The organism is Aeromicrobium flavum (assembly GCF_007992115.1).
GTDB classification, from domain to species: Bacteria; Actinomycetota; Actinomycetes; order Propionibacteriales; family Nocardioidaceae; genus Aeromicrobium; species Aeromicrobium flavum.
Genome location: NZ_BJZQ01000006.1, coordinates 57,216 through 71,164, shown reverse-complemented (window position 1 = coordinate 71,164; position 13,949 = coordinate 57,216). Strand labels below are relative to the sequence as shown.

Sequence of the window (13,949 nt, the reverse complement as noted above, 5' to 3'; positions counted from 1 at the left end):
CATCGGCGAACCGTGAGGACGACATGAGCAAGACGAACCCGGGCAACTTCTTCGAGGACTTCACTCTCGGGCAGGTGATCGAGCACGCGACACCCCGTACGATCACCGAGGGCGACCGGGCCGTCTACGGCTCGCTCTACCCCACGCGGTTCGCGGTGCCGTCCTCGGCGGCGTTCGCGGCCTCGGTGGGCCTCGACCCGCACCCGGTCGAGGAGCTCATCGGGTTCCACGTCGCCTTCGGCAAGACCGTCCCGGACGTCTCGCTCAACGCGGTCGCGAACCTGGGCTACGCCGAGTGCCGCTTCCACCGGCCGATCGTGCCAGGTGACACGATCTCCACGTCGTCGGAGGTCATCGGGCTGAAGCAGAACTCCAACGGGAAGACGGGCGTGGTCCACGTGCGCTCCACCGCCACGAACCAGCGCGGTGAGGTCGTCATCGACTGGGCGCGGTGGGTCATGGTGCACAAGCGCGACCCCGAGGCGCCCGCGCCCGAGACGGTCGTGCCCGAGCTGGCGCCCTTCGTCGCCGCCGGCGACCTGGTGATTCCCGAGGGCCTCGACTTCACGGACTACGACGTCGCCGCGGCGGGGGAGCCGCACCGCTTCGACGACTACGAGGTCGGCGAGAAGATCGACCACGTCGACGGCGTGACCCTCACCGACTCCGAGCACCAGCAGGCCACGCGGCTGTGGCAGAACACCGCCAAGGTCCACTTCAACGTCGACGCACGCCCCGACGGCAACCGGCTGATCTACGGTGGCCACGTCATCTCGATGGCGCGCGCCCTGTCGTTCAACGGACTGGCCAACGCCCAGCTGATCGCCGCGATCAACGCCGGCGCCCACACGTCGCCCGCGTTCGGCGGCGACACGGTCTACGCCTGGAGCGAGGTGCTCGACAAGGCCGAGACCGCGGCTCCGGGGGTCGGCGCACTGCGGCTGCGCCTCGTGGCCACGAAGGGTCGCGACGAGTCGATGACGCTCAAGGGCGAGGACGGCAAGTACGCACCCGGCGTGCTGCTCGACCTCGACTACTGGGCGCTCGTGCCACGCTGAGGCCATGAACGACTCCGAGCCCGACACCGAGCTGTGGCTCGTCCGCCACGGCGAGACGGAGTGGAGCCGGTCGTGGCGCCACACGTCCGTCACCGACCTCGACCTCACCGACACCGGGCGTGCCCAGGCCAGGTCGCTGCGACCGCTGCTGTCCGGTGTCGGGTTCGACCACGTGTGGAGCAGCCCCCGGAAGCGGGCCCTCGACACGGCCGAGCTCGCGGGCTTCACCCCGCAGGTCGACGAGGACCTCGTCGAGTGGGACTACGGCGAGTACGAGGGCATCACGACCGCCACGATCCGCGAGACGGTGCCGGGCTGGACGGTGTGGTCCCATCCCTCGCCCGGCGGCGAGACCTCGGCGCAGGTCGGTCAGCGCCTCGACCGCGTGGCGCAGCGGGCGCGCGACGCGGGCGGGCGCACGCTCGTGTTCGCGCACGGGCACTCGCTGCGCGTCCTGGCGGCCCGGTGGCTGGGCCTCGACGTCGCCGACGGGCGGGTGTTCCTGCTCGACACCGGGACCTACTCCGTCCTCGGTGACGACCGCGGCCAGCCGGTGGTGATCCGGTGGAACGTCCGCCAGGAGGCCGAGGAGGACAGGGCCTAGGCTTCGGAAGGTGCGCATCGACCTCCACACCCACTCGACCCGGTCCGACGGCACCGACGCCCCCGGCGACCTCGTCCGCAAGGCGAAGCTCGAGGGGCTCGACGCCATCGCGCTGACCGACCACGACGCCACCGAGGGCTGGGACGAGGCGCAGGCCGCTGCCGACGAGGTGGGCCTGCGGCTGATCCGCGGCATCGAGATCTCGACGCAGTTCGAGGGCCTGAGCGTCCACCTGCTGGGGTACGAGTTCGACCCGACCCACGAGCCCCTCGTCCAGGAGCTCGGCCGCGTGCTGGGCGGCCGGAACGACCGGCTGCCGAGGCTGTTGGACAAGCTCGCCGGGCTGGGCATGCCGCTCACCGAGCAGGACGTGCTGGCGGGCGCGCGTGACGCCGCCGCCTGGGGTCGTCCTCACGTGGCGGACGCGATGATCGCGAAGGGGTACATCAAGGACCGCGACGAGGCGTTCCGCGACTGGCTCGTCCCGGGCAAGCCGGCGTACGTGGGGCGCTACTCGGCCGACCTGTTCGAGGCCGTCCGGCTCGTGTGCCAGGCCGGCGGCAAGCCCGTCATCGCCCACGCGTGGGCGCGCGACAGCGGCACGAAGATCACGCCCGAGCTCCTCGCCGAGCTGACCGAGGCGGGCCTGGCCGGCCTCGAGATCGACCACCCCGACCACGACGCCCGCGACCGGGCCGCCCTGGCCGCGATCGCCGACGACCTGGGCCTGGCGAAGACCGGCTCGAGCGACCACCACGGCACGGGCAAGGGCCCGGCGTTCCACCTCGGGGCCAACCTGACCGACCCGGCCGAGCTGGAGCGCCTGCTGGCCTGACGTCCACTTTCCGTCATGGCTTGCCGTCATGGAAAGTCGCCGGTTAGACTTTCCGTGACGGAAAGTCGAGCCGAGGAGACGACATGGACGAGCGGGACGAGGCGCGCGAGGCGCTCGAGCAGATCGCGGCGACGCGCCGGGAGACGGCCCGCCGGTCCGCCAGCCCGAAGGGCTACTACGCGGTGGCGGGCACCGGGATGGGCCTGGTGATCCTGGGACTCGGGTTGGACGGACCGGTCCGCTGGGTGCTCTACGCTGCGGGCCTGGCGGTCGTGTTCGGGGCGATGACCTGGTACACGAAGCACACCGGCGTCGTGACGTGGGCGAACCTGAGGGAGCCCGGGGCCTGGCGGGCGTGGCTGATGATCGCCGTCTCCCTCGTGGGACTGGCGGTGGCGTCGGCCGGCCCTTGGGTCGCCGCTGGGGCCGGTGCCGTCACGGCGCTCACGTGGGCCGTCCTCGGGCCCCGCTGGGACGCCGACTGGGTGCGCAGCATCGAGGAGCAGCCGTGACCGTCGGTGCGTTCAACCCGTTGATCCACGCGCCGCACCGCCTGCAAATCTGCGCCACCCTCGACACCGTCGACAAGGTCGAGTTCGCGTTCCTGCGCGACCGGCTGGACGTGAGCGAGTCGGTGCTCAGCAAGCAGGTCAAGGCGCTGGAGGATGCCGGTTACGTCAAGGTCTCCAAGGCCACGCGCGACGGGCGGGTGCGCTCGTGGGCGGCGTTCACGAAGGCCGGCCGGACGGCCTACCGCGATCACGTCGCCGCCCTGCGAGCCATCGTCGGATAGTGCTATCCTCGTTCTTGAGCACTTGCTCAAGAACGAAGGGACCGCCATGAGGCCGGTGGACGTGTGGGTGGCGGGACTGCTCGCGTCGGCCGTCGCGGGTGCCGTCTGTGCCCTCGGCTTCCTCCTCTTCCTCGACGAGACCGGAGCGCACGTGCTGGTCGCTTGGCTGGGTTTCGGGCTCTGGTTCGGACTGGGCGCGGGACTCGCGCTCGGGATCGTCCCGGCCGGCGTCGCCGCCGGCGCCTGGCCCGATCTCGTGCGCTCGGTCGGTGAGGCTTGTGCCGTCCGCCGCCTGACGGGGGTGGTGGCGGCGATCGTGCTGGCCGAGCTCGCGGTCGCGACGATCGGCTCCTCGGCAGACCCGCTCGCGGCGACGCCGTGGGTGTTCCTCGCTGTCGCGGTCTGCACGGGGATCGCGTGGCTCCACCTGCAGGGCGCGCGCCGCATCGCGCGGCGTCGCCTGCACGCCGCCGTCAATCGCGGGGAGGCAGCATGACTCGGCGCCAGGTCGCCGTCCGGGCGATCGTCGCCGCCCCGGTCGCCGGAGCCCTGTGCTCCCTCGGGTTCCTGCTGGTCCTCTCCGGCGTCGGCGCGGCGACCGCGGATCCGTCGTCCGAGCCCGTCGGGTGGCTCGGACTAGTCGTCATCTGGCTGGTCGCCGGCGCCCCGATCGGGATCGTGGCCGGCGTGGCCCTGGGCGTGCTGCCGGTGGTCGTCAGCGTCGCGGCCTGGCCTGCGCTCGAGCAGAGGTTCGGCACCGCCCGGGGAATCGAGGTCGTCGTGCTGATGGTGGGTGGGATCGGCTTCCTCGAGACGCTGTTCGTCGCGTGGGCGTTCGACGTCGGCGTGCTCGTCGCGGTGGGTTGGGCCCTCGGTGCCGCGGTCGTGTCGGCGCTGACCCTGCGCTGGCCGATGCGCCGGGCCCTGCGGGCGACCCGGCCATACTGAACCTCGTGCCGCCGAAGTCAGCCGAGGAGTCCAAGCGCCGCCTCGTCGAGGCCGCCATCGCCGTGATGACGACGGAAGGAATCAACGCGATGTCGGCGCGCTCGGTCTCGCAGCGCGCGGGGCTGGCGCAGGGCCTCGTGTTCTACCACTTCGGCTCCGTGACGGACCTCGTCGCCCAAGCCTGCGTCACCGCGACCCGTGAGCGGGTCGAGCTCCACCGCGAGCGCTTCGAGCAGGCCGGCTCGTTCGGCGAGCTCGTCCAGCTCGCCCGCGACGTCCAGGAATCGGAGCGCGGAGCCGGCCACGTCTCGGTGCTCGGCCAGGCGCTGGTGATGGCGCAGGGCGATCCGGGTATCGGCCGGGCAGCTCGGGAGGCGCTGCTGTTGTGGCGGGAGCCGCTCGGTGGCGTGGCGTCGCGTCTGCTGGCCAAGGGATCGCCGTTCGGGGGAGCGATCGACGCCGAGGCGTTCACCGACCTGCTGATGGCCGCGTTCATCGGTTTCGAGCTGACCGATCCGGTGCGCACCGAGGCGGACTCCGACCGGGCGTACGACGCGGTGGCGAGCATGGCGACCGCGCTCGACGGCCTCGGGCCCGTCGCCCGGCGGGCCGTCGCCGCCACCCTGCGCCGCCGTCGCTGAGTGGCGCAAACCCGCGGTGGAGGGCGGCGGCGGGTCAGTGGGCGAGCAGGAAGTCGCGCCAGTCGTCGACGAGCTCGTCGGGGGCCTCGACGGCGGGGGAGTGGGCCGCCGACGGCAGGATCACGATCTCGGTGCCGAGTCGTTTGGCCATGTCGGCCTGGGCGTCGTGCGGCCAGGCGTCGTCGGTCTCGCCGCGGGCGACCCAGCACGGGACGCCGGTGGCTGCGACCTCGTCCACCCGGTCCTCGGCGTCGAGGAGGTGCTGGGTCATCGCCTTCAGCGACGCCGGGGCGTTGGCGGTGAACCGCTTCGCGAGGAAGGCCGTGACCTGGGCGGGCCGCTTGATGCCCTGCTCGCGCAGCTCGTGGATCTGCAGCAGCGGCACCTTGCCTATGGCCGTGACGAGACGCTGCAGCGGCCGGGTGGGGGTGTCGCCGAGCGCTCCGGGGCCGGTGCACAGCAGGCTCAGCGTCCTGATGCGCTCAGGGTGCTCGATCGTCAGCGTCTGCGACACCAGGCCACCGAACGAGTGGCCCAGCAGGTGGAAGCGCTCGTCCTCGAGCGCGGCGTCCGCGAGGGCCAGGGCGTCGTCCGCCAGCGCCTCCAGCGAGTAGTCGTCCGCGGCGTCGCCCGGCGACTCGTACTGGCCGCGCTGGTCGTAGGTGACGACGTCGAACCCCAGGGCCGCCAGCAGGGGCAGCACGGGCGTGAAGTCCTCCTTGCTGCCCGTCCAGCCGGGCACCAGCAGGATCGAGCCGATGCGGTCGCCGACCGCGCGGATCCGGTGGACGGCGTGCTCGGCGCGGACCGTCCGGACGCGGCTGACCTCGACACCCTCGGGGATCTCGAGGGTCTTGGGAACGCTCACCGTCCGCGCTGCGCGATCTTGGCGACGAGGGGGGCCGGCGCGTGCCGCGCGACGAAGGTCAGGACCTTGTAGCGCACCGACGGCACCGAGATGGCCTTGCCGCGCTCGAGGTCGCGCAGCGACGCCTTCACCAGCGGGTCGGCCTTGAGCCACATCCAGCGGGGCACGTCCGCGATCTCGGCGCCCATGCGCTGGTGGAACTCGGTGCGCGTGAAGCCCGGGCAGAGGGCCTGCACGGTGATGCCCACGTCGGCGTAGTGCCAGTTGGCCCACTGTGAGATGTTCACGAGCCACGCCTTGTGCGCGGAGTACGCGCCGCGCGGGGTGAACGCGGCGACGCTGGCGACGTTGATGATCTCGCCGCGGCCGCGGCCCGACATGGACTTGATCGCCGCGTCCATGAGGTGCATGGGGGCGCGGACGAGCAGGTCGAGCTGTCGGTCCTCGTCCTCGACGGCGGTGGTGCCGAACCACCCGGCCAGCGAAGCGCCGGCGTTGTTGACCAGCAGGTCGATCGGGCGGCCCGACTCCGAGAGCCGGTCGGCGACCCGGTCCACGCCCTCGGTCGTCGCGAGGTCGGCGGTGATGACCTCGACGTCGACATGGTGGCTGGACGACAGGTCGGCCGCGATCTGCTCGAGGCGCGCGGTGTCGCGGGCGACGATGACGAGGTTCGTTCCGCGGCGCGCCAGCTGCCGGGCGAAGGCGTTGCCGATGCCGGCCGTCGCGCCGGTGATCAGGGCCGTTCGGGTCATGGATCCAGCATGCCAGCCACGCGTGAGCGGGCATCACCCGCGCCTCGGGTGGCATGATGTCGGCGTGACCACCACCCTCGCCCTGGCCAACCAGAAGGGTGGCGTCGCCAAGACCACCAGCGTCGCGTCGATCGGGGCCGCGCTGGCCGAGGCGGGGCAGCGGGTGCTGCTGGTCGACCTCGACCCGCAGGGCAGCCTGACGTTCTCGCTCGGGATCGATCCCGAGGAGCTCGACGTCACCGTGGCCGAGGTGCTGTTGGGCAAGGCGGCCGCGCAGGACGCCATCGTCACCACCGACGAGGGACTCGACCTGCTGCCCGCCAACGTGGCGCTGGCCGAGGCGGAGGAGAACCTCGTCTCGCGCACGGGGCGCGAGCAGCGCCTGCGGGTCGCCCTGGCCAAGGTCGCCGACGACTACGACTGGATCGTGCTCGACTGCCCGCCCGCGCTGGGGGTGCTGACGATCGGCGCGCTGTCGGCCGCCGACGAGGTGCTCATCCCGCTGCAGGCCGAGACACTGTCGCACCGCGGGGTCGGCCAGCTGCTCGACACGATCCATGACGTGCGGCAGTTCATCAACCCCGATCTCGTCATCCGCGGCGTCCTGGCCACGATGTACGACGGCCGCACGGCCCATGCGCGCAACGTGCTCGCCGCGATCAGCGAGACCTACGACCTCCAGGTCGTCGACCCGCCCATCCCCAAGACGATCCGCTTCGCCGAGGCGCCGGCGATCGGGCGCTCGATCCTCAGCACGGCCGGCTCGCACAAGGGCGCCGAGGCGTACCGCGCGGTGGCCCGGGTGCTGGCCGAAGGCCGATGAGCCCGGACGACCCGCGCGAGACCGGATCCGCCGCGCGCACGGGCCGAGGAGTCGGCCATCGCCGCCGGACGGCGCCTACCGTGGAGGACATGGCTTCCCCGCCCCCGAACCCTCCTGCGAGCGCGCCCCGGCTGCGCCCGGCCCGGGTCGTCGCCCTGGTCGGTGCCGTCGTGCTGACCGCCTCGGTGGCCGTGGCCTCGTTCGTGTGGCCCGAGCGCGACGCCTCGGCCGCGCAGGCCGGTACCGGTGCGGCCGTCGCCGCGGCCGTGCTGCCCACGGTGACCGCCGCGGCCACGGCACCCACCCCGGCGCCACCGGTCGAGACCGCGCCGAAGCGGAAGGCGGCTGCCACGGCGAAGGCCGCCGCACCCGCACCGCCGAAGAGCTCCGGAACGGGCCGGCGGATCGTGTTCGACCAGTCCGACCAGCGGGTGTGGCTCATCGAGGCCGACGGCACCGTCGATCGCACCTACCTCGTGTCGGGCAGCCGCTTCGACAACCTCCAGCCGGGCACGTACGCCGTGCAGTCGCGCCAGCGGCACGCCACGAGCTTCGACTACACCGGCTCGATGGAGTACTTCGTGCGCTTCGCGACCGGCTTCAGCGCGCCGATCGGGTTCCACTCGATCCCGGTCTACACCAACGGCAAGCCCGAGCAGACGGTCGATCAGCTCGGCACGGCGCTGTCAGCGGGGTGCGTCCGGCAGAAGAAGTCGGACGCGAAGTACCTGTGGGACTGGGCGCCCGACGGCACGACCGTGGTCGTCACGGCCTGAGACGAAAGATCCCCGGCGACGTACCTGGGTACGACGCCGGGGATCCTTCGATCGGTGAGCCGACTCAGTCGGCGGCGGGCTGCGAAGCGCCCTCGGCGGGCTGGCCGCCACGGGTGCGGCGGCGACGCCGGCGACGGGCCTGGCCCTCACCCTGCGGCTGGTCGGCCGACGCGGACTCCGAGCGGCGCTCGGTCTGCTTCTCGCTCGGGGCCGAGGACCCCGTCGAGCCGCCGGAGCGGGTGCGGTTGCGTCCGCCGCCCTGGCCGTCACGACGCTGGCCGTCGCGGCGGCCCCCGTCGCGACCACCCTCGGAGCGCGGCTCCTTCGGGGCGGGCGGCTTGAGGCGACCCTTGACGTTGCGGTCGATGCCCATGTCCTGGAACAGGTGGTCGGACGTCGAGTACGTCTCGCGCGGCTCGTCGTAGGGCAGGTCGAGCGCCTTGTTGATCAGCTTCCAGCGCTGCAGGTCGGCCCAGTCGACGAACGTGACGGCGATGCCCGACGCGCCGGCGCGGCCCGTGCGGCCGATGCGGTGCACGTAGGTCTTGTCGTCCTCGGGGCACGTGTAGTTGATGACGTGGCTGATGTTGGCCACGTCGATGCCGCGGGCGGCCACGTCGGTGGCGACCAGGATGCTGACCTTGCCCTCGCGGAAGCCGTCGAGCGCCTTCTCACGGGCCTTCTGGGCCATGTCGCCGTGCAGCGGCGAGGCCGGGAAGCCACGGTCGGCCAGGTCGTCGGCCACCCGCTGCGCCTGGCGCTTGGTGCGGGTGAAGATGACGACGCGCTCGACGTCGTCGGCCTGCAGGATGCGGGCGACGACCTCGGGCTTGTCCATGTCGTGCGCCTGCCAGACGAACTGGCTCGTGGCCGGCACCATCTGGCCGGACTCGGCCGACTCCGCCCGGATGTTCATCGGGTGGTGCATGTGCTTGCGCGCCAGCGTCACGATCGACGACGGCATGGTGGCGCTGAACAGCATCGTCTGGCGCGTCTCAGGCGTGCGGGCGAGGATCGACTCGACGTCGGGCAGGAAGCCCAGGTCGAGCATCTCGTCGGCCTCGTCCAGGACGAGCGACTTGACGTGGCTGATGTCGAGGGCGCCGCGGTTGACGAGGTCGAGGATGCGGCCGGGCGTGCCGACGACGATGTCGACACCCGACTCCAGCGCCTCGAGCTGCGGCTCGTAGGGCACGCCGCCGTAGATCGTCAGGTTGCGCGTGCCGCGGTTCTTGGAGGCGGTGGCGACGTCGCCGGCGACCTGGATCGCCAGCTCACGCGTGGGGGCCACGATGAGCGCCTGCGGCTTGCCGGGCGCGGCCAGCTGGTCGTAGTCGGGGTCGTGCGGGGCGACCGTGCGCTGGATGACCGGGATGGAGAACGCCAGCGTCTTGCCGGTGCCGGTGCGCGCCTGGCCGATGAGGTCGGTGCCCATCAGGGCGACCGAGAGGGTCATCTCCTGGATGGGGAAGGCCTCGAGGATGCCCTTGTCGGCGAGGGCGTCGGCGATCTCGGGCATGACGCCCAGTTCGGTGAAGGTAGTCAGGGGTCTGCTCTGGTTTCTGTGTGCGATCTACTGTCAGCGGATCTCGGAAATGGCTGGGATCCTGTGGGACAGGATCGGCGAATACCCCCTCAGTCTATCGCTCCGGGCCTCGCCCCGGGGGATCGCCGCGCTACAGTCCCGTCCATGACCACCGACTCGACCACCGGCGGACCCCTGGACGATCCCGACTACCGGGCGGGCGTGGTCGAGTTGCTGGGGCTGCTGAGCTACGGCGAGCTGAGCGCCGTCGAGCAGCTCAACCAGGATTCGCAGGACGCTCCCGACCTCTCCACGAAGGTGTCGCTGCTGACGATGGCGGCGGCCGAGTGGAGCCACTTCGTGCAGCTGCGCGACCGCCTGGTCGAGCTGGGGGAGGACCCCTACGTCGTCATGGAGTCGTTCCGGTCGACGTTCGCGCGGTTCCACGGCAAGACCGAGCCGTCGAACTGGCTCGAGGGGCTGCTGAAGGCCTACGTGGGCGACGGCCTGGCGGCCGACTTCTACCGCGAGATCGCGGCGTTCCTCGACGCCGACACCCGCCAGCTGGTGCTCGAGACGATGAGCCAGACCGGCAACAGCGAGTTCGTGGTCGACCAGGTCCGCGAGGCGATCGCCGCCGACCCGCGCGTGGGCGGCCGCCTCGCCCTGTGGGGCCGGCGGCTGATGGGCGAGGCGCTCAGCCAGGCGCAGATGGTCGTCGCCGAGCGCGACGTGCTGACGGCCGTGGTCGTCGGGGCCGCCGACCGGCCGGGCGGCTTCGACCTCGCGTCGATCGGGCGGATGTTCGCCCGGATCACCGAGGCGCACGCCCAGCGAATGGCCCGCCTCGGCCTCGACGCCTAGGACCCGCTGAGTTGCACGTTCGGCCAGCGACACGCCGTGTTGGAGTGGCCGAACGTGCAACTCAGCGGGGTGGCTGTGGACGAGCGGGCCTCGTCACCGCTTCCGCGCCGAGACTGCGGGGATGGATCCCACCCGCGCCGGCCTGCGCACCCGTCACCTCCGGGAGATCGGACTCGACCGCAAGCGTCAGCTGAACCGTGCTGACTGGGTGACGACCGCACGCGGGATCCACGTCCCGGCGTACCTCCTGGACGAGCCCGACCTCCCGACCGTGGCCACCGCCATCGCCGCGATGGGCGACCAGGGCGCTCTCGGCGGTTGGGCGGCCCTGCTCTGTCACGGTGTCCCGTTCTTCGACGGGAAGACGTACGGACCGCGGGCGCTCGTCCACTGCCTGCCGGGATCGCGGCTGCGCCCCCGGCCGACGATCAAGCCGTTCCAGGGATTGGTGCACGACGACGAGCTCGTCGAGGTCGGTGGAGTGAGGTTCGCGACGATTGCCCGAGCCGGATTCGACGAGATGAGGATGGCACGAGGGCTGGAGGACGCCGTCGTCGTCGCCGACATGACCTCCAGCAAGCTCACCCCGGGAGGCAGGACGAGCCTCGCGGCGATCGAGCGGGTCGTCAGGTCCCATCACAAGGTCCGGGGAATCGTCCGAGCGACCGAGGCGCTGGTGCTGGCGCACGAGCGATCGGCGAGTCCGTGGGAGACGAGGCTACGGCTTCGCGCGGTGCGTGACGTGGGCCTGCGCGAGCTGCTGGTGAACGTTCCGGTCTTCGATCGGTTCGATCATCTGCTCGGCATCGCCGACCTGCTGGACCCCTCGACCGGCCTGGTCCTGGAGTCGGACGGCGCCCAGCACCGACTGATCGGGCAGCACCGCGAGGACAACGAGCGCGAGGAGGAGTTCGAGCACGCCGGCCTCACCGTGGCACGCTTCACCGCCGCGGATCATGTGGATCGGTGGGGCCTGGTGGGGCGCATCGAGCGGGCCCGTCAGCGAGCCGCGAGGTCCGTGGCTCCTCGTCGGTGGACCTTGGAGGCGCCGGCGTGGTGGTCCACCTGGGAACCCGGCCGCCGGTACCGCTGAGTTGCACGTTCGGCCACTTCGTGGCGGCGTGTCGCGGGCGGAACGTGCAACTCAGCGGGGCGGGCGGGTCAGGCGCTGGTGAGCCCGAAGCCGACCTTGCGGCCGCTGTCGGCGTTGAAGTACAGGTAGGCCACCTTGTCGGCGGGGACGGCCACGGTGTGGCCCTTGCTGTCGGTGACCGTGAACAGCGAGTCGTCCTTGAGCGCCTGGTTCAGCGTCGCGAGCACGGTGTCGGGCTCCGCGTCGGTGTCGACGGACAGTTCACGGGCGGCGTTCTGCACGCCGATCTTGACCTCCACGGTCACTCATCTCCTTCGTTGGTGGGCTTGGGGAAGCCGCCGATGCCGCGCCACGCGAGCGTCGAGGCGAGGGTGACGGCGTCGTCGCGCGTGAGGCCGGAGGCGCCGGAGAGCCAGGCGCGGGCGCCGACGTGGCCCATGCCGACGAGGCCGGCGGCCAGCAGCTCGGCGGCCCCGCGCGAGAGGCCGGTGTCGCCGACGATGACCTCGGCGATCGCGGCGGCGGACTCGGCGGTGACCCGGTCGACCAGCTCGCTGACCTCGGGATCGCTGGTGAGGTCCGACTCGAACACGAGGCGGAATGCCTTCTCCTGGTCGGCGACGCAGTCGTACCAGAGGCGCATCGTGGCCTGGACGCGCTCGGAGTTGTCCTGCGTGGACGCCAGCGCGTCGCGGACGCCCTCGATGACGGTGTCGACGGCGGTCGAGACCAGCGCGGTGTAGAGGTCGAGCTTGCCCGGGAAGTGCTGGTAGAGCACGGGCTTGGAGACCCCGGCGCGCTCGGCGATCTCGTCCATCGAGGCGGCGTGGTACCCCTGCTCGACGAAGACGTCGAGCGCGACGTCCAGCAGCTGGGCCCTCCGAGCGGTACGGGGGAGCCGTCCCGCGCGGGGACGAGCCTCTGGGGTCTGGGTCACAGGGCCACCCTAGCGGTCGGTTACTCACGGGTCGCTTCCAGAGCCGCCCCTCAGGACGTCGTTCCGGGGCGGTCTCGCGGGGTGTCCACGAGTCGGACGGCGCGCCGCATGCTGGGACGCGCGGGGAACAATGGACGACGGTCCCGGGTTGAGCACCGGTGAGCCAAGCAACCGAATGGAGAAGCCCGTGGTCGCGCCCCTGGTCGAGCCCGCAGACGAACTGACCATCGACGAGGTTCGTCGGTACAGCCGCCACCTGATCATCCCCGACGTCGGGATGACGGGTCAGAAGCGGCTCAAGAACGCCAAGGTGCTGGTGATCGGCGCCGGCGGCCTCGGCAGCCCCGCCCTGCTCTACCTGGCCGCGGCCGGTGTGGGCACGCTGGGCATCATCGACGATGACGTCGTCGACGAGTCCAACCTGCAGCGCCAGATCATCCACGGCCAGTCCGACATCGACAAGCCGAAGGTCATCAGCGCCGCCGAGTCGGTCGCCGAGGCCAACCCGTACGTCAACGTCATCACGCACAACGTGCGCCTGGACAACGACAACGTGCTGGACATCTTCAGCCAGTACGACCTGATCCTCGACGGCACCGACAACTTTGCGACGCGCTACCTCGTCAACGACGCGGCCGTCATCCTGAACAAGCCGTACGTCTGGGGCTCGATCTACCGCTTCGAGGGCCAGGTGTCGGTCTTCTGGGCGCAGGAGGGTCCGCAGTACCGCGACCTCTACCCCGAGCCGCCGCCGCCTGGCATGGTGCCGTCGTGCGCCGAGGGCGGCGTGCTGGGCGTCCTGTGCGCCTCGATCGGCTCGATCATGGTCACCGAGGCGATCAAGCTGATCACCGGCATCGGCGATCCGCTCATCGGCCGCCTCATGGTCTACGACGCGCTCGAGATGCGGTACACGACGCTCAAGGTCCGTCGCGACCCCAACGGCGTGCTGCCGACCGAGCTCATGGGCGACTACGAGGCGTTCTGCGGTGCGATCAGCGACGAGGCCGCGGATGCCGCCGCCGACTCGACGATCTCGGTCGCCACGCTCGACGGATGGCTCAAGGAGCGTCACGACGGCGGGCGCGACTTCGTGCTCGTCGACGTGCGCGAGCCGAACGAGTACGAGATCAACCAGATCCCCGGCTCGGTCCTGATCCCCAAGGGCGAGATCCTCGCGGGCAAGGCGTTCGACCGGCTCCCGCAGGACACGCAGGTCGTCCTGCACTGCAAGTCGGGCGTCCGCTCGGCCGAGGCGCTCGCCGTGCTGAAGGGTGCGGGCTACTCCGACGCCGTGCACGTCGGTGGCGGCGTCGTGGCGTGGGTCAACCAGATCGACCCGAGCCAGCCGAACTACTGACGCCCTGAGTTGCACGTTCCGCCCAACTGAGACGGCGTGTCGTGGGCCGAACGTGCAACTCAGCGGTGA

18 protein-coding genes are annotated in these 13,949 nt (G+C 71.4%); 13 read left to right on the top strand and 5 right to left on the bottom strand.

Going from position 1 to position 13,949, the window contains the following annotated elements; all coding sequences use genetic code 11:
- The first annotated feature begins 23 nt into the window (after positions 1-23).
- The 8 genes from AFL01nite_RS08030 (at position 24) to AFL01nite_RS07995 (ending at position 4,879) form a co-directional block, all read left to right on the top strand.
- Complete coding sequence (locus tag AFL01nite_RS08030; RefSeq protein ID WP_146827155.1) at positions 24-1,058, top strand: MaoC family dehydratase; 1,035 nt, start codon at positions 24-26, stop codon at positions 1,056-1,058.
- 4 nt (positions 1,059-1,062) lie between these two features.
- Positions 1,063-1,662: a histidine phosphatase family protein gene (locus AFL01nite_RS08025; RefSeq protein ID WP_146827154.1), complete on the top strand. Its 600-nt coding sequence runs from the start codon at positions 1,063-1,065 to the stop codon at positions 1,660-1,662.
- A gap of 10 nt (positions 1,663-1,672) precedes the next feature.
- Positions 1,673-2,497 carry a PHP domain-containing protein gene (locus tag AFL01nite_RS08020; protein ID WP_146827153.1) on the top strand — a complete coding sequence of 275 codons (825 nt, stop codon included), beginning with the start codon at positions 1,673-1,675 and terminating at the stop codon, positions 2,495-2,497.
- A gap of 83 nt (positions 2,498-2,580) precedes the next feature.
- Complete coding sequence (locus tag AFL01nite_RS08015) at positions 2,581-3,009, top strand: hypothetical protein (RefSeq protein ID WP_146827152.1); 429 nt, start codon at positions 2,581-2,583, stop codon at positions 3,007-3,009.
- Positions 3,006-3,290, top strand: a complete 285-nt coding sequence (locus AFL01nite_RS08010) for a transcriptional regulator (RefSeq protein WP_146827151.1) — start codon at positions 3,006-3,008, stop codon at positions 3,288-3,290. The genes AFL01nite_RS08015 and AFL01nite_RS08010 overlap by 4 nt, the downstream gene beginning before the upstream one ends.
- A 46-nt stretch (positions 3,291-3,336) precedes the next feature.
- The gene (locus AFL01nite_RS08005; RefSeq protein WP_146827150.1) at positions 3,337-3,786 is read left to right on the top strand and encodes a hypothetical protein; all 450 of its coding nucleotides are present in this window, start codon (positions 3,337-3,339) and stop codon (positions 3,784-3,786) included.
- Positions 3,783-4,238 (top strand): hypothetical protein, encoded by a 456-nt coding sequence (locus AFL01nite_RS08000; protein ID WP_146827149.1) that lies wholly within the window; start codon positions 3,783-3,785, stop codon positions 4,236-4,238. Before AFL01nite_RS08005 ends, AFL01nite_RS08000 begins: the two co-directional genes overlap by 4 nt.
- Before the next feature lie 5 nt (positions 4,239-4,243).
- Positions 4,244-4,879: a TetR/AcrR family transcriptional regulator gene (locus AFL01nite_RS07995; RefSeq protein WP_146827148.1), complete on the top strand. Its 636-nt coding sequence runs from the start codon at positions 4,244-4,246 to the stop codon at positions 4,877-4,879.
- 34 nt (positions 4,880-4,913) lie between these two features.
- On the opposite strand, the gene AFL01nite_RS07990 is transcribed toward AFL01nite_RS07995, so the two are convergent.
- Positions 4,914-5,747 carry an alpha/beta fold hydrolase gene (locus tag AFL01nite_RS07990; RefSeq protein WP_146827147.1) on the bottom strand — a complete coding sequence of 278 codons (834 nt, stop codon included), beginning with the start codon at positions 5,745-5,747 and terminating at the stop codon, positions 4,914-4,916.
- The gene (locus AFL01nite_RS07985) at positions 5,744-6,502 is read right to left on the bottom strand and encodes an SDR family NAD(P)-dependent oxidoreductase (protein WP_146827146.1); all 759 of its coding nucleotides are present in this window, start codon (positions 6,500-6,502) and stop codon (positions 5,744-5,746) included. Before AFL01nite_RS07985 ends, AFL01nite_RS07990 begins: the two co-directional genes overlap by 4 nt.
- 64 nt (positions 6,503-6,566) lie before the next feature.
- Here AFL01nite_RS07985 and AFL01nite_RS07980 point away from each other — a divergent pair, with 64 nt between their 5' ends.
- Together AFL01nite_RS07980 and AFL01nite_RS07975 are read left to right on the top strand one after the other, a co-directional pair.
- The gene (locus AFL01nite_RS07980) at positions 6,567-7,325 is read left to right on the top strand and encodes a ParA family protein (protein ID WP_146827145.1); all 759 of its coding nucleotides are present in this window, start codon (positions 6,567-6,569) and stop codon (positions 7,323-7,325) included.
- Between the two features lie 89 nt (positions 7,326-7,414).
- Positions 7,415-8,101 (top strand): L,D-transpeptidase, encoded by a 687-nt coding sequence (locus AFL01nite_RS07975; protein ID WP_186813869.1) that lies wholly within the window; start codon positions 7,415-7,417, stop codon positions 8,099-8,101.
- Between the two features lie 64 nt (positions 8,102-8,165).
- Here the strand turns inward: AFL01nite_RS07975 and AFL01nite_RS07970 are convergent, their stop codons facing one another.
- Positions 8,166-9,620 (bottom strand): DEAD/DEAH box helicase, encoded by a 1,455-nt coding sequence (locus AFL01nite_RS07970; RefSeq protein WP_146827143.1) that lies wholly within the window; start codon positions 9,618-9,620, stop codon positions 8,166-8,168.
- Positions 9,621-9,791: 171 nt separating this feature from the next.
- On the opposite strand from AFL01nite_RS07970, the gene AFL01nite_RS07965 reads away from it, so the two are divergent.
- Positions 9,792-10,490, top strand: a complete 699-nt coding sequence (locus tag AFL01nite_RS07965; protein ID WP_146827142.1) for a ferritin-like fold-containing protein — start codon at positions 9,792-9,794, stop codon at positions 10,488-10,490.
- A gap of 121 nt (positions 10,491-10,611) precedes the next feature.
- Positions 10,612-11,583 carry a DUF559 domain-containing protein gene (locus AFL01nite_RS07960; RefSeq protein WP_146827141.1) on the top strand — a complete coding sequence of 324 codons (972 nt, stop codon included), beginning with the start codon at positions 10,612-10,614 and terminating at the stop codon, positions 11,581-11,583.
- 68 nt (positions 11,584-11,651) lie between these two features.
- Here the strand turns inward: AFL01nite_RS07960 and AFL01nite_RS07955 are convergent, their stop codons facing one another.
- Together AFL01nite_RS07955 and AFL01nite_RS07950 are read right to left on the bottom strand one after the other, a co-directional pair.
- Positions 11,652-11,888 (bottom strand): DUF3107 domain-containing protein, encoded by a 237-nt coding sequence (locus tag AFL01nite_RS07955; protein ID WP_246119643.1) that lies wholly within the window; start codon positions 11,886-11,888, stop codon positions 11,652-11,654.
- On the bottom strand, positions 11,885-12,520 hold the full coding sequence (locus tag AFL01nite_RS07950) for a TetR/AcrR family transcriptional regulator (RefSeq protein WP_146827140.1): 636 nt from the start codon (positions 12,518-12,520) through the stop codon (positions 11,885-11,887). The genes AFL01nite_RS07955 and AFL01nite_RS07950 overlap by 4 nt, the downstream gene beginning before the upstream one ends.
- Positions 12,521-12,695: 175 nt before the next feature.
- Between AFL01nite_RS07950 and moeZ the strand changes: the two genes are divergently transcribed.
- The gene (gene moeZ, locus AFL01nite_RS07945; RefSeq protein WP_146827139.1) at positions 12,696-13,880 is read left to right on the top strand and encodes an adenylyltransferase/sulfurtransferase MoeZ; all 1,185 of its coding nucleotides are present in this window, start codon (positions 12,696-12,698) and stop codon (positions 13,878-13,880) included.
- Positions 13,881-13,949 lie beyond the last annotated feature (69 nt).